This is a genomic window from Streptomyces capparidis, assembly GCF_054782095.1.
On the sequence record NZ_BAAGTD010000001.1, the window covers coordinates 70,605 to 89,790 of the forward strand.

At 73.4% G+C, this 19,186-nt stretch carries 20 protein-coding genes; 9 read left to right on the forward strand and 11 right to left on the reverse strand.

Features of this window, described 5'->3' with window-relative positions:
• Positions 1–10: 10 nt before the first annotated feature.
• The 5 genes from ACYVO2_RS00335 to ACYVO2_RS00355 all read right to left on the reverse strand — a co-directional run bounded on the left by ACYVO2_RS00335 (position 11) and on the right by ACYVO2_RS00355 (position 6,209).
• On the reverse strand, positions 11–496 hold the full coding sequence (locus tag ACYVO2_RS00335) for a PPOX class F420-dependent oxidoreductase (protein WP_461005442.1): 486 nt from the start codon (positions 494–496) through the stop codon (positions 11–13).
• A gap of 109 nt (positions 497–605) precedes the next feature.
• Positions 606–1,421, reverse strand: a complete 816-nt coding sequence (locus ACYVO2_RS00340; protein ID WP_461005443.1) for a YceI family protein — start codon at positions 1,419–1,421, stop codon at positions 606–608.
• Positions 1,422–1,643: 222 nt separating this feature from the next.
• Positions 1,644–4,241 carry an MFS transporter gene (locus tag ACYVO2_RS00345; protein ID WP_461005751.1) on the reverse strand — a complete coding sequence of 866 codons (2,598 nt, stop codon included), beginning with the start codon at positions 4,239–4,241 and terminating at the stop codon, positions 1,644–1,646.
• Positions 4,242–4,379: 138 nt separating this feature from the next.
• Positions 4,380–4,922: a MarR family winged helix-turn-helix transcriptional regulator gene (locus tag ACYVO2_RS00350; RefSeq protein ID WP_461005444.1), complete on the reverse strand. Its 543-nt coding sequence runs from the start codon at positions 4,920–4,922 to the stop codon at positions 4,380–4,382.
• 351 nt (positions 4,923–5,273) lie between these two features.
• Entirely contained in the window at positions 5,274–6,209 is a 936-nt protein-coding gene (locus ACYVO2_RS00355; protein ID WP_461005445.1) for an aldo/keto reductase, read from the reverse strand.
• Between the two features lie 69 nt (positions 6,210–6,278).
• Here ACYVO2_RS00355 and ACYVO2_RS00360 point away from each other — a divergent pair, with 69 nt between their 5' ends.
• Positions 6,279–6,458 carry a hypothetical protein gene (locus tag ACYVO2_RS00360; protein ID WP_461005446.1) on the forward strand — a complete coding sequence of 60 codons (180 nt, stop codon included), beginning with the start codon at positions 6,279–6,281 and terminating at the stop codon, positions 6,456–6,458.
• 184 nt (positions 6,459–6,642) lie between these two features.
• Here the strand turns inward: ACYVO2_RS00360 and ACYVO2_RS00365 are convergent, their stop codons facing one another.
• From ACYVO2_RS00365 to ACYVO2_RS00390, 6 genes are all read right to left on the reverse strand, one after another.
• Positions 6,643–7,524, reverse strand: a complete 882-nt coding sequence (locus ACYVO2_RS00365; RefSeq protein ID WP_461005447.1) for a hypothetical protein — start codon at positions 7,522–7,524, stop codon at positions 6,643–6,645.
• A 143-nt stretch (positions 7,525–7,667) separates the two neighbouring features.
• Positions 7,668–8,498: an RNA polymerase sigma factor SigF gene (locus ACYVO2_RS00370; RefSeq protein ID WP_461005448.1), complete on the reverse strand. Its 831-nt coding sequence runs from the start codon at positions 8,496–8,498 to the stop codon at positions 7,668–7,670.
• 172 nt (positions 8,499–8,670) lie between these two features.
• Positions 8,671–9,591, reverse strand: a complete 921-nt coding sequence (locus ACYVO2_RS00375; RefSeq protein ID WP_461005449.1) for an RNA polymerase sigma factor SigF — start codon at positions 9,589–9,591, stop codon at positions 8,671–8,673.
• A 272-nt stretch (positions 9,592–9,863) separates the two neighbouring features.
• On the reverse strand, positions 9,864–10,028 hold the full coding sequence (locus ACYVO2_RS00380; RefSeq protein ID WP_461005450.1) for a hypothetical protein: 165 nt from the start codon (positions 10,026–10,028) through the stop codon (positions 9,864–9,866).
• A 370-nt stretch (positions 10,029–10,398) separates the two neighbouring features.
• Positions 10,399–10,941 (reverse strand): GNAT family N-acetyltransferase, encoded by a 543-nt coding sequence (locus tag ACYVO2_RS00385; RefSeq protein WP_461005451.1) that lies wholly within the window; start codon positions 10,939–10,941, stop codon positions 10,399–10,401.
• On the reverse strand, positions 10,938–11,819 hold the full coding sequence (locus tag ACYVO2_RS00390; protein WP_461005452.1) for a GntR family transcriptional regulator: 882 nt from the start codon (positions 11,817–11,819) through the stop codon (positions 10,938–10,940). The genes ACYVO2_RS00385 and ACYVO2_RS00390 overlap by 4 nt, the downstream gene beginning before the upstream one ends.
• A gap of 471 nt (positions 11,820–12,290) precedes the next feature.
• Between ACYVO2_RS00390 and ACYVO2_RS00395 the strand changes: the two genes are divergently transcribed.
• The 8 genes from ACYVO2_RS00395 to ACYVO2_RS00430 all read left to right on the forward strand — a co-directional run bounded on the left by ACYVO2_RS00395 (position 12,291) and on the right by ACYVO2_RS00430 (position 19,172).
• The gene (locus ACYVO2_RS00395) at positions 12,291–12,551 is read left to right on the forward strand and encodes a DUF6284 family protein (RefSeq protein WP_461005453.1); all 261 of its coding nucleotides are present in this window, start codon (positions 12,291–12,293) and stop codon (positions 12,549–12,551) included.
• Positions 12,548–12,922 (forward strand): hypothetical protein, encoded by a 375-nt coding sequence (locus ACYVO2_RS00400; protein ID WP_461005454.1) that lies wholly within the window; start codon positions 12,548–12,550, stop codon positions 12,920–12,922. Before ACYVO2_RS00395 ends, ACYVO2_RS00400 begins: the two co-directional genes overlap by 4 nt.
• A complete protein-coding gene (locus tag ACYVO2_RS00405; RefSeq protein ID WP_461005455.1) occupies positions 12,919–13,965 on the forward strand; it encodes a DUF2637 domain-containing protein in 1,047 nt (348 codons plus the stop codon). The genes ACYVO2_RS00400 and ACYVO2_RS00405 overlap by 4 nt, the downstream gene beginning before the upstream one ends.
• A 94-nt stretch (positions 13,966–14,059) precedes the next feature.
• Complete coding sequence (locus ACYVO2_RS00410) at positions 14,060–14,311, forward strand: hypothetical protein (RefSeq protein ID WP_461005456.1); 252 nt, start codon at positions 14,060–14,062, stop codon at positions 14,309–14,311.
• A gap of 163 nt (positions 14,312–14,474) precedes the next feature.
• Positions 14,475–15,902, forward strand: a complete 1,428-nt coding sequence (locus ACYVO2_RS00415; protein WP_461005457.1) for a hypothetical protein — start codon at positions 14,475–14,477, stop codon at positions 15,900–15,902.
• 74 nt (positions 15,903–15,976) lie between these two features.
• Entirely contained in the window at positions 15,977–18,133 is a 2,157-nt protein-coding gene (locus tag ACYVO2_RS00420; RefSeq protein WP_461005458.1) for a hypothetical protein, read from the forward strand.
• 169 nt (positions 18,134–18,302) lie between these two features.
• Complete coding sequence (locus ACYVO2_RS00425) at positions 18,303–18,617, forward strand: RRQRL motif-containing zinc-binding protein (protein ID WP_461005459.1); 315 nt, start codon at positions 18,303–18,305, stop codon at positions 18,615–18,617.
• Between the two features lie 87 nt (positions 18,618–18,704).
• Positions 18,705–19,172, forward strand: coding sequence for a hypothetical protein (locus ACYVO2_RS00430; RefSeq protein WP_461005460.1), 468 nt, complete (start codon positions 18,705–18,707; stop codon positions 19,170–19,172).
• The last annotated feature ends 14 nt before the right edge of the window (positions 19,173–19,186 follow it).

Here is a 19,186-nt window from a genome sequence, read left to right on the forward strand (position 1 = left end):
GCGGGAGGGCTCAGGAGCCGGACTCCCCGTCCCCCGCGAACAGCCGCGAGGGGAAGCCGCCCGTCGCCACCGGCCCCCACCGCCGCGGCGTCAGGCGCAGCAGCGACTTGCCCTGCCTGAGCATCGCCGCCCGGTACTCGTCCCAGTCGGGGTGCTCCCCCGCGATGCAGCGGTAGTACTCCACCAGCGGCTCGACGGACTCCGGCGGGTCGATCACCTCGGCGGTGCCGTCCACCTGCACCCAGGGGCCGTCCCACTCGTCGGACAGGACGACGACGCTCGCCGCCGGGTCGCGCCGCGCGTTGCGGGCCTTGGCGCGGTCCGGGTACGTCGAGACGACGATCCGTCCCTCGCCGTCCACGCCGCAGGCCACGGGGGAGCCCTGGGGCCGGCCGTCGGCGCGCGTGGTCAGCAGGACCGCCCGGTGCCGGGGGCGGACGAAGTCCAGCAGCTCCGGCAGGGTGACCCGCCGGTTCATCGCGATGTTCGGTGCCATGGCGAGCAGCCTACGACGGGCCGCGGCGCCGCCCGGGGAGCCGGCCGCGCGGTCCGCCCGGCGCGGTCGCCCCGGGCGGCAGGGCGCGGCCGGTGCCGGCCGGCCGCCGTCACATCGGCAGCTCGCCCCGCACCGCCTGGATGTCCAGCTCCACCCGCAGCGTGGTGCCGACCGCGGCGATGCCGGCCTGGAGCACCTGGTTGTAGTTCATGGCGAAGTCCGACCGCTTCAGCTCGGTCGTCGCCCGGAACGCGGCCCGCTCCCCGCCCCACGGGTCGGGGCCCGTCCCCAGATAGGTCAGGTCCAGGTCGACGGGCCGGGTGATGGCGTTGATGGTCAGCTCGCCGTGCACCGTCCAGGAGTCGCCGCCCACCGGGGTCACCCGGGACCCGAAGTAGGTGATCAGCGGGTGCGCGGCCACGTCGAGGAAGTCGGGGGAGCGCAGGTGGTCGTCGCGCATCTTGTTGCCGGTGTCGATGCTCGCGGCCTCGATGGTGGCGCTGACGGTGGAGTCCTCGACGTTGCCCGCGGCGATCTCCAGCGTCGCGCCGAACGTCCCGAACCGTCCGTGCACGCTGGATATCCCCAGGTGCCTGGCCACCACCCCGATGGAGGAGTGCGCCGGATCGACGGTCCAGGTGCCGGGCGGGGGCAGCTCGCCGCCGCCGAGCCGCTCCAGCGTCACCGTGCCCAGGTCCGCCAGCCCAGACGGGCCGATGAGCGCGGTGGACGCGGTGGGGGCGTACCCGGCCGCGGTCACGATCACCGTGTAGACGCCGGGCGTCAGCGGGCTGTCCGACAGCACCTCGCCGTCCGCGTCGGCCTCGCCGCGCAGCACCTGGTTGCCGGAGGTGTCGGTGACGGTGACGGCCGCGTGGCGGATCGCCCAGCCGTCCTTGGTGCGGACCTTGCCGCGCAGTGCCATGGCTCTTCTTTCCGCTCGTCTCGTGGTGGTGGCCGGAGCGCCGGCCGCGTCACTGCCGGCGCCCGGCCGCGCCAGGGGCCGTCCCTTGCCCCGCGGCGCGACCGGGCGCCGTCCCCTGCCCCCGTCGCCGGGCGGGTGCCCTCCGCGGCTCACCCGCCCACCCGTCGCCCCACCCGCCGAACCGGCGGCGGGTGATGCGGCGGGAGGCTCACCGAAAGGACGTCAGTCGTGGCCGAGGTCCAGGTCGAACGCCTCGACCCCCTCGCCCTGCACGGTCAGCGCCGTGGCGACGGGCGGGTAGCCGCTGGCGATCACGGTGTACTCGCCCGCCTCCAGGTCGGTGAAGGCGTAGGCGCCGTCGGGCCCCGTCGCGGTCACGGCCAGCACGTTGCCCGCCGCGTCGACCAGCGTCACCCTGGCGTCGGCCAGCGGCTCGGACGACGCCTTGACGCGCACCGTGCCCCGCAGGCTGGCGGCGGGCCGCAGCTCCACGTCGGCCCGGGTGACGCCCGTACCGCTGACCTGCACGGGCAGGGCGGCCGGGCGGAACGCCGCCGCGCTCACCGCGAGGGTGAACTGGCCCGCGACCAGCTCCTCGAACCGGTAGGCGCCGTCCTCGCCGGTCCGGCTCGCCGCGAGCACCTCTCCGCGCATGTCGGTGACGACGGTGGTGGCCCCCGCGACCGGGGAGCCGTCGGCGGCGCTGCGCACCGTCCCGGCCAGCCCGGCGGTGCCGGTGAGCACCAGGTCGTGCTCGATCGAGCCGTCCGCGAGGACGACCGTGGCCGCGTGCGGCTGGTGGCCGTCGGCCGCCGCGATCAGCACGACCGCGCCGGTGGCCGTCGTGGCCAGGCTGTACGCGCCGTCCTCGGCGGTCACCGCGCGGCCGAGCTGGCGGCCGCTGAGGTCGATCAGGGTGAGCGTGGCCCGGGACAGCGGGGTGCCCTCGGCGCCGCTGACGGTGCCGTGGACGCGGCGGGTGGCGGCCGGGCCGCCGCCGGCGGATGCCGTGGCCGTGCCCGTGGCCGTGCCGGTCACGGTGTCCGTCGCGGGGGAGGCCGCGGCGGACGGACGGCCGGAGTGCCTGCCGGCGGGGGAGGCGGCCACGGAGACCAGCCGGTCCCGGTGGGCGCCCGCGTGCCTGCCGCCGTTGACCTGGGCGGGGACGGTCTCCGCGGTCACCTCGAGCGCGGGGGCCGCGGCGGTGGCGGGCTCGGTCTCGGCGGCGGGCTCGCCCGCTTCCCCGGCCCGCTTGCTGCCGCGCAGCGGCACCTCCTTGATGAACAGCATGGCGATCAGGGCGAGGAGCGCGAACGGCGCTGCGTACATGAACACGTCACCCATGCCGTGACCGTAGGAGTCCATGACCACGCGGCGCAACGGCTCAGGCAGTTTGTCCAGGTCCGGGATGCCCCCGCCGGACCCGGCGGGCGCCTCGACGCGCGCCTCGCGCAGCCCTTCCGCGATGTAGTCCTGCACCTTGGTGCTCAGCACCGCGCCCAGCGCCGAGACGCCGATCGCGCCGCCGAGGGAGCGGAAGAACGCCACCACGGAGCTGGCCGCGCCGAGCTCGTGCGGGGCCACCTGGTTCTGCACGGAGAGCACCAGGTTCTGCATGGTCATCCCGAGGCCGATGCCGGCCAGGAACATCCAGGCGGCGACCACCGTGTAGTCGGTGTCGGTGCGCAGCAGGCCCAGCAGCCCGAACCCGGCGGTGAGGAAGACGCCGCCGACGACCAGGAACACCTTCCAGCGACCGGTCCTGGTGATGATCTGACCGGAGACGGTGGAGGACAGGAACAGGCCGAGGATCATCGGCATCGTCATCAGGCCGGCCCTGGTCGGCGACTCGTCCTTGGCCAACTGGAAGTACTGGCTGAGGAACACCGTGGAGCCGAACATCGTCACGCCGACCATCAGGCTGGCGACGGTCGCCAGCGTCACCGTGCGGTTGCGGAACAGGCGCAGCGGGATCACCGGCTCGCTCGCCCTGGTCTCCACCAGCACGAACAGCAGGCCGAGCAGGACGGCGCCGCCGGTCATGGACCAGGTCTGCCACGACGACCACGGGAACTGGTCGCCCGCGAGGGACACCCAGATCAGCAGCAGCGACACCGAGGCGGTGATCAGGGTGGCGCCGGCCCAGTCCACCTTCACCCGGCGCTTGACCACGGGCAGGTGGAGGGTCTTCTGGAGCACGATCAGGGCGAGCACGGCGAACGGCACGCCGACGTAGAAGCACCAGCGCCAGCCGAGCCAGTCGGTGTCCACGATGACGCCGCCGATCAGCGGGCCGCCTATGGTGCCCAGCGCGAAGACCGCGCCCAGGTAGCCGCTGTACCGGCCGCGCTCCCGCGGGGAGATCATCGCCGCCATGATGACCTGCGCCAGGGCGCTGAGGCCGCCGACGCCTATGCCCTGCACCGCGCGGGCGCCGATGAGCATGGAGGTGTTCTCGGACAGGCCCGCGGCCGCCGAGCCCAGCACATAGATCACCAGGGCGGTCTGGACGAGGACCTTCTTGCTGGCGAGGTCGGCCAGCTTGCCCCACAGCGGGGTGGAGGCCGTCATGGCCAGCAGGGTGGCGGTGACCACCCAGGTGTAGGAGGTCTGGCTGCCGTTCAGGTCGTGGATGATCGTCGGCAGGGCGTTGGAGACGATCGTGGACGACAGGATCGCCACGAACATGCCGAGCAGCAGCCCGGACAGCGCCTCCATGATCTGCCGGTGCGTCATGGGGGGCTGCGTCTCGCCCAGCTCTTCGGCCTTACTCGTTGCGGTCGCTGTCATCTCGCTTCTTCGTCTCTCGCGTCTCTCGATCGAACCGTTTCTGCTTGCGTCCTGTGCGGTCGCGCGGCAGGTGTGCCCCGCGACGTGTCGCGTCGGGGACGGGGACGGGGCGCCGCGGCCCGATTCGGGGCCCGGCGGCGTCCCCGGGCGGAGCCCTCCGGGGGCTCCTCAGTCGGCGGCACCCGCCGGAAGGGGGCCGGGCGCCGGGCCGGCGGCGGGCCGCGGGGCCCGTGCCGGGCCGTCCGCGTCCCCCGTCCGCCACTCCAGGACCCGCCCCGCGGGCGCCGTGTGGTCGAAGCTCGCGCGGAGCCTGGCGAGCAGCTCGGCGAGCCGGGTGACGTCCTCGTCGGGCCACTCGTCCAGTTGGTGGGCGAGCACCTCGGTGTACCGCTCGTGCGCCCGCTCCAGGGCCAGGCGGCCGAGCGTGGTCACGCGCAGGATCCGCGAGCGGCGGTCGGCCGGGTCCGGGTCCCGCTCGATCCAGCCGCGCTCGGCCAGGTGCGCGACCTGGCGCGAGGCGACGGACAGGTCGGTGCCGAGCAGGTCGGCGAGGCGGCTCATGCGCATGTCGCCCTGGTCGCTCAGCAGCCCGAGCACCGCCAGCGTGGTGAGCTGGCAGTCCGGCGGCATGGCGCGGGCCAGGCCGCGGCGCACCGCGCCGAAGGCGGTGAGCTGGGTGGCCAGCTCGGCGTGGGGGGTGCGTGCCGGCATGTCCGCCACTCCTCTCCGCTTCCGTCCGTGTCCGTGGGTGCCGCCCGGCCGTGGCCGACGGCGGCGGTCCGGTGCTGCTCTTCCGGTGCCGTCCCGGGGTGCTGTTCTTCGGGGGCTGTCCGCCGCCGGGTTTCGTCCGGGGCGGGAGGCTCCCTTGGTAGTTGCCTTGAGCAACCATAAAGCGATTGGTTGCTACAGGCAAGTTGTATCGGGTGGGGGGCGGTAAAGGGGCGGAAAAGCCTCTCCCCCGCCCCGGTCAAGCGGGTCAAGCGCGCGCAACGGGCCCGGTCCGCCCCGTCCCCGTGCGGAGGGGCGAGGCGGACCGGGCCCGTGGACCCGCGGGTCAGTCGCTCAGGCGGACGCCTTGTCCAGCACCGCGAGCTCGTCCCTGGTCAGCTCCAGGGACACCCCGGCCAGCAGCGCCGGGAGCTGCGCGACCTCGCGCGCGCTGGCGATCGGCGCGGCAATGGTCGGCTGGTCCTTCAGCCAGGCCAGCGCCACCGTGGCGATCTCCGCCCCGCGCTCCCTGGCCACCTGGTCGAGCGCGGCGAGCACGCGCTGCCCGCGGTCGGAGTCCAGGTACTTGCCCGCCCCGCCCGCGCGCGGGCTGTCCACGTCCACGCCGTGCCGGTACTTCCCCGTCAGGAACCCCGCCGCCAGGCTGTAGTACGGCAGCGCGGACAGGCCGTTGCACGCGGCGACGTCCCGCACCCCCCGCTCGTACTCCTCCCGGTGCACCAGGTTGTAGTGCGGCTGCACGGCCACGTACCTGGCCAGGCCCTCGCGCTCGGCCACCGCGAGCGACTCGGCCAGGCGCGCGCCCGTGAAGTTGGACGCCCCGAGGTGGCGCACCTTGCCCTCGCGCACCAGTTGGTCGAACGCGGCCAGGGTCTCCTCCAGCGGCGTGTCCGGGTCGTCGTAGTGCGCGTAGTAGAGGTCGATGCGGTCGGTGCCCAGGCGGCGCAGCGACTCCTCCGCCGCCCGCTTTATCGTCGTCGCGGAGAGACCCTTGAGGTCGGGGTGGCCGCCGACCTTCGTGGCCACCACCATCGCGTCGCGGTTGCCGCGCGCCGCCATCCAGCGGCCGATGATCGTCTCCGACACGCCCCCGGGGTTGCCCGGCGCCCAGAACGAGTACATGTCGGCGGTGTCGATGAAGTTGCCGCCCGCCTCCGCGTACGCGTCGAGCACCGCGAAGGACTGCCGCTCGTCGGCCGTCCAGCCGAAGACGTTCCCGCCCAGGGCCAGGGGATGCACTCTGAGGTCGGAAGTACCGATGTTTCTCATGTTCTGGTGCAACGACTGTGGGGAAGCCGGTGTTCCGATGCCCGCACGGGTTCGTTAGAGTCCCGTCCCATGGCTGACAACGACTACGACCCCGCCGGCAGCACCCAGATGTTCCGGGCGTTCGTCGACGAGGGGGCGAACGCCCCCGCGCAGGCCGCCAACGAGCGCTCCCGCACCGGCCTGATCGTCCTGATGGCGGTGATCACCGCGGTGGTGGTCGCGGCCGTGCTGTGGCTCGCGCTGGGCTGAGCCGGCGGGTGCCCGCGGCGTTCCCCGCGCTTCCGGCGTTCCGGTGCCTCCGGCACCAGGGGCGGGAAATACGGGCTGAATAGACAATCTGAAAATACGGGTTATTTGGCGAAGCATTCCCGCCGAATGAGCCGTGCGGCGCCGTGTGCCCGTGGGCGGTGTCGCCTCGCGCGCCGAACCGCGCTCACTCCCAGTCGACCTCGACGTCCTGGGTTTCGACGCGCATGCCCAGCGGCACCCGCCACGATTCCAGGCAGACGTGCCACGTCTGCCTCCTGCGCGCGCCCGCCTCGATCGGGACGGGCAGCGCCCCCTCGGTCTCGACGGTGGCCCAGTCGATGTCCAGGGCGTCGATGACATGGGTGCGGAAGGTGATCGTGCCCGCGGTGACCGGCCTCCCGCCGTCGTTGCCGAGCGCCACCGTCACGTACTCGCACCACCGGTCCGCGGCCGGGGCGCGCTCCGGCTCGCCCACCGTCAGCCTGGCCGGGCCCGCGGACGGGGACGACGGGGAGCCGGAGCCGGGGCCGCCGGACGGCCGCCCCGAGGGCTCGCCGGAGCCGCCGTGCCCGCCCGAGCCGCCCGCGTCCCCCGGGCCGCCGGTGCCACCCGGGCTCGCCGAGCCGCCCGTTCCGCCGGATCCGTTCGACGGCCCGCCGCCCGATGCGCCGCCCGATCCGCCGGCGCTCCCCCCGCCGGAACCGTCCCCCGGCCGTGCGCCCCCCTGTGCGCCCCCTGAGCCGCCCTCCGGGGCGACCTCGTCCACGGGCGTCGCCGAGCCGCCGGGACCGGCGCCGGGGCGCGGGCCCCGCGCGCTCTCCCGGGGCGCGTCCGGGGATCCGCCGCCCCGCCCGGGCGCCCTCGCGTCCGCGTCCGGCGCGCCGTCCAGCGGCACCATCTCCACACCGTCCCGCGGGGGCACGGGCGTGGCCGAGGCGCCGTCGCGGGTGCCGTCGGCCAGATAGCCCTCACCGGTCCCGCCGCACCCGGTGAGCAGGGCCGCGCACACCGCGGCCGCCGTTCCCGCGGACAGGAGCCCACGCCTCGTGCCGGCTCGGCGTCGCATGACGAGGCCACCTCCCTGACGCCGTACCGGCGGCCCCGGCCGGAACGGCCGTTCGCGCCGGCGCGGCAGCGCATGCTGGGAGGGCCAGTTTACTGACGCTCCATCAGATGGGGGAGGTGGCCGGCACGGGGTTCCCGCGCCTGTCAGGCCTCGGCGATCAGGCCCTCCCGCAACTGGGCGAGGGTGCGGGTGAGCAGCCGGGAGACGTGCATCTGCGAGATGCCGACCTCCTCGCCGATCTGCGACTGCGTCATATTGCTGAAGAAGCGCAGCATGATGATGCGGCGCTCGCGCGGCGGCAGGTTCGCCAGCAGCGGCTTGAGCGACTCGCGGTACTCCACGCCCTCGAGCGCGGAGTCCTCGTAGCCGAGCCGGTCGGCGAGCGAGCCCTCGCCGTCCTCCTCGGGCGGCGGGGAGTCCAGGGAGCTCGCGGTGTAGGCGTTGCCCACCGCGAGGCCGTCCACCACGTCCTCCTCGGACACCCCGAGGCACGCGGCGAGCTCGGCGACCGTGGGGGAGCGGTCGAGCTGCTGGGACAGCTCGTCGCTCGCCCTGGTCAGCGCCAGGCGCAGCTCCTGGAGGCGGCGCGGCACCCGCACCGACCAGCTCGTGTCCCGGAAGAACCGCTTGATCTCGCCCACCACCGTGGGCATCGCGAACGTGGGGAACTCCACGCCCCGCGTCGCGTCGAAGCGGTCGATCGCCTTGATCAGTCCGATCGTGCCGACCTGGACGATGTCCTCCATCGGCTCGTTGCGGCTGCGGAAGCGGGCGGCGGCGTAGCGGACGAGGGGCAGGTTGAGCTCGATCAGCGTGTCGCGCACGTAGGTGCGCTCGGCGCAGTCCTCCGTGAGTTCGGCGAGCCGCAGGAACAGGGAGCGGGACAAGGTGCGGGTGTCGATGGCCTCGCTGTCGTACGACGGCGCGGGCCGAGTGGCGGGAACCGTCGTCGGGCTGCCCAGTTGTGCGGACATGCCACCCCCTCTTGAGGTCGCTTTGTCGATCACGGCTGTGCGATCGAGCTGCCTCCACTGGAATACCGGAGCCTGGCCCCCGTCAAACGCGGATCCTGCGGAATGTCATAGGTCGGCAACAGGCTGTAACGTCAAATCGACAAATATCGGACTGTCGATTCACTCCGTTCCACTATGGTTCGATCGGATTTGCGGAGCGCAACCGCGCAAAACTTCGGGACAGGAGGCGCGAGACGTGCATCTGTGAGACCCCCAGCTCCGCACTGATCTGCGACTGGGTCAGGTTTCCGAAGTAGCGCAGCAGCAGGATCCGCCGCTCCCGCTCGGGCAGTTGCACCAGCAGGTGCCGCACCAGGTCCCGGTGCTCCACCCCGGCGAGCGCCGGGTCCTCGTAGCCGAGCCGGTCCAGCAGCGCCTGCGAGCCCTCGCCCTCCTGCGCCGCCTCCAGCGAGGTGGCGTGGTACGCCCGGCCCGCCTCCAGGCAGGAGAGCACCTCCTCCTCCCCGATGCGCAGGCGCGCGGCGATCTCCCCGGTCGTCGGCGAGCGGCCGTGCGCCACGGTGAGGTCCTCGATGGCCCCGCTCACCTGCACCCACAGCTCGTGCAGCCGGCGCGGGACGTGCACGGTGCGCACGTTGTCCCGGAAGTACCGCTTGATCTCGCCCACCACGGTGGGCATGGCGAACGTGGGGAACTGCACCCCGCGGGAGGGGTCGAACCGGTCGATCGCGTTGATCAGGCCGATCGTGCCGACCTGGACCACGTCCTCCATGGGCTCGTTGCGGCTGCGGAAGCGGGCTGCGGCGTAGCGGACGAGGGGGAGGTTCACCTCGATGAGCGCGTCGCGCACCCGGGCGTGCTCCGGTGTGCCCGGCTCCAGGCGGCCCAGCTTCTCGAACAGCACCCGGGTGAGGGCGCGGGCGTCGACGGTGCTGGCCTTGGGCACCCGGCGGCGCCCCGGGCCGGGACGCGGACCCGGGCCCGCCCCGGCGCCGTACACACAGTCGTCGGGGGCCGGTTCGGCGGCGGGGTCCTCGGACGGGGACTCGACCTCGTGAGAGCCGGTCGGTGCGGTACTGGCCGATACGGACATGCCACCCCTCGTCGGACCGTGCCATGGCGTTGTTCGCCGCGCCTCAGGTAAAACCGGTCATAGCATCACAAGACGTGTGACTGTGTGCAAGCACCGCAAAGTGCCGTGTTGTTGGGGGGAGGGACCCGGAAACGCCGTGGCCCTCGCTCGACGGCGAGGGCCACGGGAAGGGGCGGGCGGGGCTCCGGGCGGGCGGGGGCGGCTCCGGAGCGCGGCGCGGCGGGGCGCGGGCGGGGGGTGCGGCGGGGCGCGGTGCGGGGTGCCCCGCGAGGTCAGTTCACCAGTTCCGTCATGAACTGGCCGATCTGCTTGGCCGCATCCGAGATGCCCTCGAAGCCCATCTGGACGAGTTCGGCCGCCCGCTCGGGATCCGAGATGATCGTATACAGCGCAAATATGATCAAGCAGTAGGTGGCGATCTTCTTGACGTTCGCCATCCGGCCCCTCCCCGGTCCCCAGTTCCGGGGGAGTCTATCCGTCGAACGGGCGAACGGTGGACAAGTGAGCCCCGCGAGTCGCCATACGGGGCGGGAGCGTTCCCGTGGAGGCGGCCACGCGCGGCATCCGGGCCCGGAAACGCCGGAACCCCGTAGGGCGCGACGGCCCCACGGGGTTCCGGTGGGAAGCGGTAGCGGTGGGATTTGAACCCACGGAGGAGTTGCCCCCTCACACGCTTTCGAGGTCTGCGTATCTCTGTTCGGGGATGTTCGGCCCGCTCTCTCGCTGGGCTGATCAGGGGGAGCCGACCGGCGCTGAACGTCCGCGACCGTCAGTGAATGAGACCAGAACTGAGACCACCGAGACCGCTCACTCGTCAGCGGCGCCGCCGTGGCTGGCGTCACCCGTGTGACCGGTCGGCCTCTGGAAGAGGGCTCCGGACCGGCGGTGTGGTAGGTCCACCACCCGGACCAGGCTGAAGCCCATGTTCTTGTAGTAGCGATGCAGGCCCGGGTTGTCCTTCCAAGCATCAAGCCGCAGCCACGCCTTGCCCGCGTCAGCCGCGCGCTTGGCTGCCCAGTCCAGCATGACTGCGCCGGCGCCCGAACCGGCTGCGTCGCGCAGTACCGCCATCCGGTGCACGTAGAGGGCTGTGTCCGGTTGGTCCTCGGGTGCCGTCCAGAACTCCGGGTCGGCGAAGGTGTCCACTTGCAGGGTGCCGATCGGCCGCTCACCCGCGAAGACGAGGAAGCACTCGCCGCGCTGAAGCGCTGCCGTGATGCGGTCGCGATGCGGCGGGTACTGCCACTGATCGATTCCCCGCGACGCCAGCCATGCTGAGGCGGCTTGCAGGATGCTCTCGACCGTGTCGAGTTCGTCAAGGCGTGCCGGCCGTATGCGCAGCTCCGTCATGCCTCTTCGCTCCCTGCCTCGCGTAGGCGCTCGTACGTGATGACGTGCCGGTCGCCCGGCAGCACCGTGATGGCGACCCGTACAGGCTTGCCCTCTGTGGTGTACCCGGTCACCAGGTGGTAGCCCACCGGAGTACCCGGCCCGAGGTCCAACCGGTGCGTCTCGTCGGGGGTAGGCATCCGCACGTACAGTTCATCGAGCGCGCGGACCTGCCGATACCCCAGTTCGGCCAGTACCTCGTTCGCGCCGCGGCTGATGTCCTCGGGTCGCATGATCTCCGAGTCGCGGACGATGCTGAGCGGGAAGTAGCTGTCGTTGATGTTGAACGGCTCGCCATCGAGGTAGCGCACCCGCTTGCGGACCGCGACAAGCTCCCCGGGTTCGAGGTGCAGGCGCTTCGCCACTTCGTGCGGGGGTTCCACGATGGCTACCTCGATCTCCTGCCGCGGCTCGCGTCCCTCGGCTGAGAACTCGGTCATGAACGCGTCCATCTCCGGCGAGTAGGGACGCTTCCGGAACTCGGCCTGCGGCCGGAACACCATCGGCTGCCGCTTCCGGACGAAGTGCCCCTGCGGGCGGGCCGACACGATCAGCCCTTCGTTGACGAGCAGCCCCAGTGCCTTCCGCACGGTCTCGCGCGACACGTCGTAGGCGCCGCGAAGCTCCGCTTCGGTGGGCAGCTTTGCTCCGGGCGTGAGCCTTCCGTCCACGATCTGCTCACGGAGCGCGTCCGCAATCTGCTGGTACATCGGGTTTCGCCCGAGACGACTCACTGCCATGCCTCCATCAAAGTCGCCGGTCATCTGCATTGTCCAGTCAATGCGGCCATTGCGCTTGACGCCTCCCGTCGCTCCTGCCAACATCCTGTCTGTAGCCATTGTACGGACAATGGCGCCAATGGAGAGGCCTTCTTTGGGCTGCTCCGAGGCGCAAGGCGGGGACGCTGCAATCCCGCTGAAGGCCAGGGGACAGGGCTTCGGCCCGACTGGCGAGGTGGCCCGGTGACCGCGAGCAACGGCCGGAGGGTGGGGACGAGATCCCCCTTGCAGTGCGAGATCCCCTGTTCCTTCAACCGTCAGGAGGTGCGATGCGACGACATCTGTGGGCGCCGCCGTCACGGACCGGCCGACGGCGCTCGTGCGGTACCCCGGTCCGCTCTCTGTCCGGTTTCGCAGGATGACGCTGCGGCCGGTTGCCTCCCTCGCCCGTCCGACCCCCGCGTGCTGCGCGTGGGCCGGACGGGCGGGGCGTGGGGAGCCGGAAGATCCGGTTTCAACGGCGCGCGGCTCCCGGGGTGCCACCCGGGAGCCGCTGTTCGGGCCGTTTCTCTGTGGAGAGGGGCACGACCCATGGTGCACATCGCTGCACTTCAGACCATTGTTACCGACGACTTCGAGCGCGAGCCCACGGCTGCTGAGCTGGACGCCATCGACCGGGAGGCCCCGGTGATCGCGGCCGAGGTTGAGCTGTTGGACGTGCGGATCAGCCTGCTGGATCGCCCGGTGTACCCGCTGGACGCGCGTCGGCTGCGGCGGGCGGAACACCGCCTGCTCACCGAGCGGGCCCGGCTGTCCGCCGCGGCCCGGCGTGCGCCGCAGGTGACGGCATGAGCACCGACCGCGGGGAGCCGATGGCGTTCACGGTGGGCGGGATGGCCGTTCACGCCGACCGTGCCACCTACGATGCGCTCACTGCCCGGACGGGCGCTGGGCGCACGGCGGGCGGGGAGGCGTTCACGCTGTCCGCCGCCGCTGCTGCGGCTGTTCACGCGGCCGTTCACGAGCAGGAGCGCCGCCGGGCCCGGCGTGAACACGTCGGCCTGGTGGCGCTGCTGGTACTCGCCGCCGCGGCCGGGCTGGTGGGGCTGGTGGCTGCTCTGCTCACCCTGGTCAACGCCGCGGCAGCCTTCACCGCAGGCCCCGCAGGGGTCGGGCTGACGGTCTCCCTCGCGCGGCGCGGCTCGCGGGGGAGGAAGAGGTGAGCCCGGAAGAGAAGGAGGCGCTGGAGCGGACGCTGACCACGGGCACGTGGATCGTGGTCGCCGGGATGGTGCTGTACTCCGTGCTCACCGTCACGCCGCTGGTCCGCGAGCACTCCACCCCTGGGTGGGAGTGGACCGCGCCCCTGCTGCCGCTGGTGGGGGACACGGCCGTGATCGTGGTCACCCGCATGGATGCCGCGCTCGCCCGTGCTGGCGAGCGCGGCGGCGGGTGGGCGCTGATCCTTCGTTGGCTCACCGGCCTGAGCACGCTCGCCCTGAACACCGGCTACTCGGCCCTGCACCGGGACTGGGTCGGGATGGGCGTGCACGCCGTGGCCCCGCTGATCCTGATCGTGATGTCCGAGGCCGGCCGCGGCTACCGCCTCGCGCTGGCCCGGATCCACATCCGCGAGCAGGAACGGGAACAGGCGGAGCGGGAGGCGCGTGAACGCGCTGAGCGTGAGCGTGAACGCCGTGAACGCGAGGAGCGCGAGGCTGAACGCGACCGTGCGGAGCGCCGGGACCGTGAGGCCCGGGAGCATGCTGAACGGCTCGCCGCTCAGGCGCGCGAGCACGAACTTGCGGTGCTGCGTGAACAGTCCCGCGTAGCTCGTGAACACGAGCGTGAGGCCCGTGAACGCGAAGCCCGGGAGCGTGAACAGCAGCGCGAGGCGCGTGAACGCGAGGCGCGCGAGCGTGCCGAGCAGGAGGCCCGGCGGCGCGCTGAGCGCGAGGCGCGTGAACGCGCTGAGCGTGAGCGGCAGGAGCGGGTGGAGCGGCAGGCTCGGGAGCGTGCCGAGCAGGAGGAGCGGCAGCGCGAGGCGCTGCGGCAGTGGCTGCTGGGCCTCCCGGACGCCGACCAGAGGCTTCCCGAGGAGCAGGCTCGCGACCTGATCGTCAAGGCGTGGACGGTGGACCTACCCGTCCGCGCCGCCTCGCGGATCACCGGCTGGTCCGTGGGCTGGGTGACCGCCCGCTACCAGGAACTGCGCGACCGCCACGAGAGCGGCGCCGCCGTGTTCGAGCTGGAGCCGACCGGCTGACGGCTGCCCGCGGCGCCCGATCACCCCGGCATCGGGGCGGGCGCCAAGGGGAGCCGGGACAGTCCCGGATCCGCCTGTGGCGAAGGGCCGGATCATGACCACCCCCATCACCGCGCAGTCCACCTGTCAGAGCGGCGCGCAGGGCACCCACCAGTTCATCATCACCGTTCAGCGCCCGGTCGCCAGCGGCATCTACACGGGCACGTGGGCCAGCGACTTCACCCCCGAGCCGGGCTGGACGCGGCAGGACGCCTACGTCGCGATCCTGAGCGCGTTCGAGCAGCGGCACCCGCAGGCCGCCGACGGGAACGTCGTGTTCTTCAGCCTGGACCGCAACGAGCTGTAGCCCGTGGCCGACCGGCCGGGCGACGCCACCGCGGACGCGGTGCGCGCCGTGGCTGCTGTGCTCCAGCCCGATCACGACTGCACCAACCGGGACGGCCGGGGATGCCTGGCAGCGTCCGGCCGTCCCGGCCCGCTCTCCCACCAGGGCAGGAGGCCCACCCATCATGACGGTTCAGACAGATCCCCCGGAACTCGACAACGCGCCAACGCTGGCCCTGGTGACCGCGCCCCCGCCGCCGCCCCAGCCCTCCACCGCCGCGGCCCCGGCCGATGAGGCGCCGCCGCTGCCGGGGGTGCCGCTGCTGACCGGCACGGTGAACGCCGTCGGGGTGGTCGGGGCAGTGACCGGGCCGGTGGGCCTGGCCGTAGTAGGCGCGGTCGGCGTCGCCGCCGGAGTCGGCGCCATGGCGGGCCGGGTCCGCAGTGCGGCCCGTCGACGGGCGGGTACCGTCGGCCGTGCCCCGGCAGCGGGGGCCGTCCGGGGCCTGACGGCCGCGGCCGGGCGCCCGACCACCACCGGCACCCGGGGCGCGGCCCGCATCCCTCGGACCTCGGGCACATCCCGTCCGGGCGGCCCGGCGGCGCGCACGTCCAGCCCCGGGGCGGGGATCGGGCGGCACCGCCGTTCCCGCCCGAACGCGCACGCGTCGTCGCCCCTGGCCACGTCGCCCGCAGGGACGCGCGGCCGGATGACACCGCTCAAGGGTGCCGGTGCGGTCGGGCGTGCGGCGGCGCGGGCGCAGCAGGCGCGCACCCGCCGTGCCGAGCGCGCCGCGGGCCGCAGCGCGGACCGTGCCGCGCGGGGCGTGGCCAAGGCCGAACGCGCCGCCGGACTCACCCCCAACCGGCCCGGCGGCGCGGCGCGGAAGGCACCCAAGGGGCCGGGTGGTGCGCTGCGCAGGTCGGCGCTGCGGCACGGTGCCCGCATGGGTGCCGCCGGACTCGCGGCGGGTCTGGCCGGTCTCGCCGTGGGCGCGGTCCGGCGTTCGCCGCGCAAGGGGTGGCGGGCCGGGGCGCGGCTGTGGCGGCGCCTGTCCGAGCGGGCCCGCGCGGCCCGCGCCCGCCGGGACGCCCGGATCCTGGGCAAGTCCGCGCCGGGCGAGACCCCGGTGCCGGGCGAGCGCGTGAACGACCCCCGCCGCCCCGCCACGAAGCCCGCGCGGGCCGACGCCAAGGCCGGCCGCCGTACCGCCCGGGTGTCGCTCGGGCGGACCTCCCCCGACAAGACCAGCACTGGAGGCCGCATGTCCGCGTTCACCCGCCTGTCCGACGCCGCGGAAGAGATGTACCTCGCGGCCAGCAAGTTCGACCCCGACGAGATGGAGGAGTTCCAGGTCCTCATCGAGGACCTGCCGACCGCGATGGTCAAGGTGCAGGAGACCATCCGCGTCCTGGCGGAGATCTCCGACGAGCGACTGCCGGTGGACAAGCGCGTGGTGGAAGAGATCGGCGAGGGCTTCCGCGCCATGAACGCCGTGATCACCGCCCTGGAAGGCGTGCCGGGGGTCTACTACCGCGTCCACGAGGACGACATCGCGCGCAAGGAGAACCCGCGCAACGGCCTGTCCGCCGAACGCAAGTGGAACGTCTGACCCCAACCCCCGCACACCACGCCGCCCCCCGCCGTCTGCGGGGGGCGGCTTCCATGAGGAAGGGATCGCATCGCATGGGCAAGGACAAGGACGACGCCCCCCGGCTGCGGGTGGACTGGCACGCTCCCCACGGGCCGCTCACCGGCACCCTGAACGCCACCGCTGGCACGCTGGTGGCAACCGCCATCGCCGACGCCGCCGGAACTCCGGCGTGGTGGGCGCTGGCGGCCGGGGCCGTCGGCGCGGCGGGCAGCATCGGCGCCGGACTGCGCAAGGCCGTCTCGCGGGCCGGGTTGGCGTTCCGGGGCGGGGCGTGGCTGATGGCCGGGACCTGGTCCTCGTGGGCCCTGGCCGGCGGGGACCCCGTCAGCCCCGGTTCACTGGCCGCGCTCGCGGTCGCCGGGATCGCCGGGGGGACCCTGTCCGCCGGGGTGGCCGGACACGAGGAAACCGAGCAGGCGCGCAGGCTGACTCTGATGTCGCTGGGGCAGCGGCGGGCGCAGGCTCAGGAGTGGATCGAGCGTCTGGAGCGCATCTGCGGCGTGGCGGGCGCGGGGGTGCCGGCCATCGAGTCGTGGCCGTCCGGGTACGGCTACACCGTCGAAGTGGAGCTGCCCGGCGGCAAGACCATCAAGCAGGTGGCGCCCCACGCAGACGCGCTCGCCTCCGACCTGGACCTGCCCGCCGGATGCGGCGTACAGGTCCTGGACGGGGCCACCCGCCGCCGCGTGCTGATCCTGGTCAAGACCAAGTCGTGGGCCGGCACCGAGGAGCCGTTCCCCGTCCACGAGGTGACCGCCGTGGACACCGTGAACAACCCGGTGCCGGTCGCGCTGCTGCCCGAGGGCGGCCGGGCCGAACTGGACCTGCGGCAGGCGTCCACGATCGTGGCCGGGCCCACCGGGAGCGGCAAGACCAACTGGCTCCACAGCCTCATCGCCCGCCTGCTCGCCTGCAACGACACGTTGGTGTGGGTGATCGACCTCAACGGCGGCTCCCTCGCGCTGCCGTGGCTCAACGCCTGGCGCGACGCCCAGACCCACCGGGACGGCTCCCGGTGGGCGGACACCGACATCCCCGCCCCCGGCGTGGACTGGGTCGCCTCCACCCTGCCCGAAGCGAAGCGGATGTGCGCCGCGGCGGTGCGCATCGCCAAGGCCCGCAAGGCCACCTACCAGGACGCCATGCGCTCCGAGGACGACGACAAGCTGCCCGTGGGCCCGGCCCTGCCCGAAATCGTCATCATCGTGGACGAGACCGCGGAGGTGGCCACCCGCGAGACCCGCGCCGTGATGCAGGGCGTCTCCGAGGTGATCCGCATCGCCCGCGCCATGGCCCTGCGCGCCGTCGTCTCCGCCCTGCGCGTCACCTCCGACGTCCTGCCCGACCCCATGGTCCGCAAGATGGCCTCGAACCGGGTCTGCACCGGAGCCACCGAGGACGCCGAACTGGGGCACTTCTTCGGCTGGCGGGCCCTGTCCGCTGAAGAGTCCTTCGACGGGCCCGGCTCGCTGCTGCTGGGCACCGACGGCAAGGCCCCCGCCCCCGCCCGGCACTGGCGCATGCGCCCCTCGATCATCGAGCAGGTGAGCGCGACCACCGCCGCCCGCCGCCCCGCCCTGGACGGCCCGAGCCTGGAGGCGGCCGGGCCCGACTACGCCGACCGCTGGACGTGGGAGCGCTGCGGCCACCTGTGGCGCGAGACCGCACCCGCACAGGCCACCGCCACCAGCGGCAGCAGCACGAGCGAGACCGCCGCCGGCGGCACCCGGGAGTGGAAGGCCACCGCCGGATGGGACACCCCCCGCCCGCCCCGGCCCGCCGACCCGACCCCGGCCGTGGACGACCTCGAAGCGCTCTGGGCACTCCCCGCCGCCCCCGAGCCCGGACAGGGGACCGGCGACGACGACCGGGACGACGAGCCGGAGGGGTTCGACCGGGCCGACCCGTCCACGTGGACCACCGCCCGCGAACGCGCCACCGCGCCCGAGCCCGCCACCCCCGCGGCGCAGGAAGCCGCCCTGCGGCTCATCCTCGCCGCCGGACCCGAGGGCACCGGCGCGTCCGCCCTCGAACGGCACCTGCGACCGGAGTTCGGCACCACCCGACAGACCATCCACGGATGGCTCAAGGCATGGGTGGAGACGGGCGAAGTGGTCAAGACCGGCACCGGCAGCAAGACCCGCTACGTCCACCACCGGCACCACCAGCAGCCCCCCACCGAGGGCTGACGACCGCCCCCTGTCGCCTGTCATCCCCGCTTTCCCGAAGGGGGGTTCCCGCGCCTCCAAAGGCTCGGAACCCCCCTTCCACCTGCGAGGCGACAGGCGACAGACAGGCGACACGACAGGTGACAGGCGACAGGAAGACGACAGGCGACACGACAGGCAGGACGACACCGTGACAGCCTTCCCGACCTACCCCTACCGCCTCGCCCCGAACGGACTCGCCACCCGCCGCCAACTCCGGGCCGCGGGACTTCGCCCCGGCGGACACGACCCCGTCGCACAGATCATCTGGCGCCGCGGCAAGCGCGTGGCCTACCTGTACGACACCGCCCGCGCCCTGCCCGTCCGCCCGATGACCGCGGGCCGGTGGCGGGCGCTGGACGCCGCGATGCGGGCGCGCCGCACCTGCCCGCAGTGCGGACGGGACCGCGGCTACGTCATTCCCACCAGTCTCGGCACCTGCGTGCCCTGCGCGGACGGCGGCTGACGACTGCCCCTCCCCGCCCCGGCCCCCTCGGGTCAGGGCGGGGGTGGGGAGCCGGGACAGCCCCGGCCCACCGAGCGAAGGAACCGCATGGCTGACGACCCCCGTACCGACCCCCGTAGTGATCGGTTCTTCATTCCCGCCTTCCTCTGGAAGGCGCCGGACGGCAGCCACTACGAGGTCGAGCGATGGCAGGCGGACCCGGAGGCGGCGTACCTCCTGCCGATCACCCAGGACCCCGACACGCGCCAATGGGACCGCAGCGACGGGCCCGGGGTGACCGTGAGCGGTGAGGTGCTGCGCGCCGACTGGACCCCCTTCGAGCGGGAGCCCTTGCGCGACCCCTACCTCACCCGCCTCGCCACCCTGGTGAACGCCCTGCTGCACGACTACGAGCAGCACACCGGCCGCCCCGCCGCGGACGCCGACGACATCCGCGCCGCACTCGCGGAAGTCGAAGCCCTTCCCCAGCAGGCGCGGAACCTCCGCTACGCCGCCGCTCACAGAGCGGCGCGGGCGCGCGCCGAACAGGCCCGACGCCACCGGCGGCGCCGCTGAAACACACCCGGGGC

What these genes read in the sequence shown, in the direction of transcription:
- ACYVO2_RS00335 (WP_461005442.1), bottom strand. Translation starts at nt 496, where the DNA reads ATGGCACCGAACATCGCGATGAACCGGCGGGTCACCCTGCCGGAGCTG.
- ACYVO2_RS00340 (WP_461005443.1), bottom strand. Translation starts at nt 1,421, where the DNA reads ATGGCACTGCGCGGCAAGGTCCGCACCAAGGACGGCTGGGCGATCCGC.
- ACYVO2_RS00350 (WP_461005444.1), bottom strand. Translation starts at nt 4,922, where the DNA reads ATGCCGGCACGCACCCCCCACGCCGAGCTGGCCACCCAGCTCACCGCC.
- ACYVO2_RS00355 (WP_461005445.1), bottom strand. Translation starts at nt 6,209, where the DNA reads ATGAGAAACATCGGTACTTCCGACCTCAGAGTGCATCCCCTGGCCCTG.
- ACYVO2_RS00360 (WP_461005446.1), top strand. Translation starts at nt 6,279, where the DNA reads ATGGCTGACAACGACTACGACCCCGCCGGCAGCACCCAGATGTTCCGG.
- ACYVO2_RS00365 (WP_461005447.1), bottom strand. Translation starts at nt 7,524, where the DNA reads ATGCGACGCCGAGCCGGCACGAGGCGTGGGCTCCTGTCCGCGGGAACG.
- ACYVO2_RS00370 (WP_461005448.1), bottom strand. Translation starts at nt 8,498, where the DNA reads ATGTCCGCACAACTGGGCAGCCCGACGACGGTTCCCGCCACTCGGCCC.
- ACYVO2_RS00375 (WP_461005449.1), bottom strand. Translation starts at nt 9,591, where the DNA reads ATGTCCGTATCGGCCAGTACCGCACCGACCGGCTCTCACGAGGTCGAG.
- ACYVO2_RS00380 (WP_461005450.1), bottom strand. Translation starts at nt 10,028, where the DNA reads ATGGCGAACGTCAAGAAGATCGCCACCTACTGCTTGATCATATTTGCG.
- ACYVO2_RS00385 (WP_461005451.1), bottom strand. Translation starts at nt 10,941, where the DNA reads ATGACGGAGCTGCGCATACGGCCGGCACGCCTTGACGAACTCGACACG.
- ACYVO2_RS00390 (WP_461005452.1), bottom strand. Translation starts at nt 11,819, where the DNA reads ATGGCTACAGACAGGATGTTGGCAGGAGCGACGGGAGGCGTCAAGCGC.
- ACYVO2_RS00395 (WP_461005453.1), top strand. Translation starts at nt 12,291, where the DNA reads ATGGTGCACATCGCTGCACTTCAGACCATTGTTACCGACGACTTCGAG.
- ACYVO2_RS00400 (WP_461005454.1), top strand. Translation starts at nt 12,548, where the DNA reads ATGAGCACCGACCGCGGGGAGCCGATGGCGTTCACGGTGGGCGGGATG.
- ACYVO2_RS00410 (WP_461005456.1), top strand. Translation starts at nt 14,060, where the DNA reads ATGACCACCCCCATCACCGCGCAGTCCACCTGTCAGAGCGGCGCGCAG.
- ACYVO2_RS00415 (WP_461005457.1), top strand. Translation starts at nt 14,475, where the DNA reads ATGACGGTTCAGACAGATCCCCCGGAACTCGACAACGCGCCAACGCTG.
- ACYVO2_RS00420 (WP_461005458.1), top strand. Translation starts at nt 15,977, where the DNA reads ATGGGCAAGGACAAGGACGACGCCCCCCGGCTGCGGGTGGACTGGCAC.
- ACYVO2_RS00430 (WP_461005460.1), top strand. Translation starts at nt 18,705, where the DNA reads ATGGCTGACGACCCCCGTACCGACCCCCGTAGTGATCGGTTCTTCATT.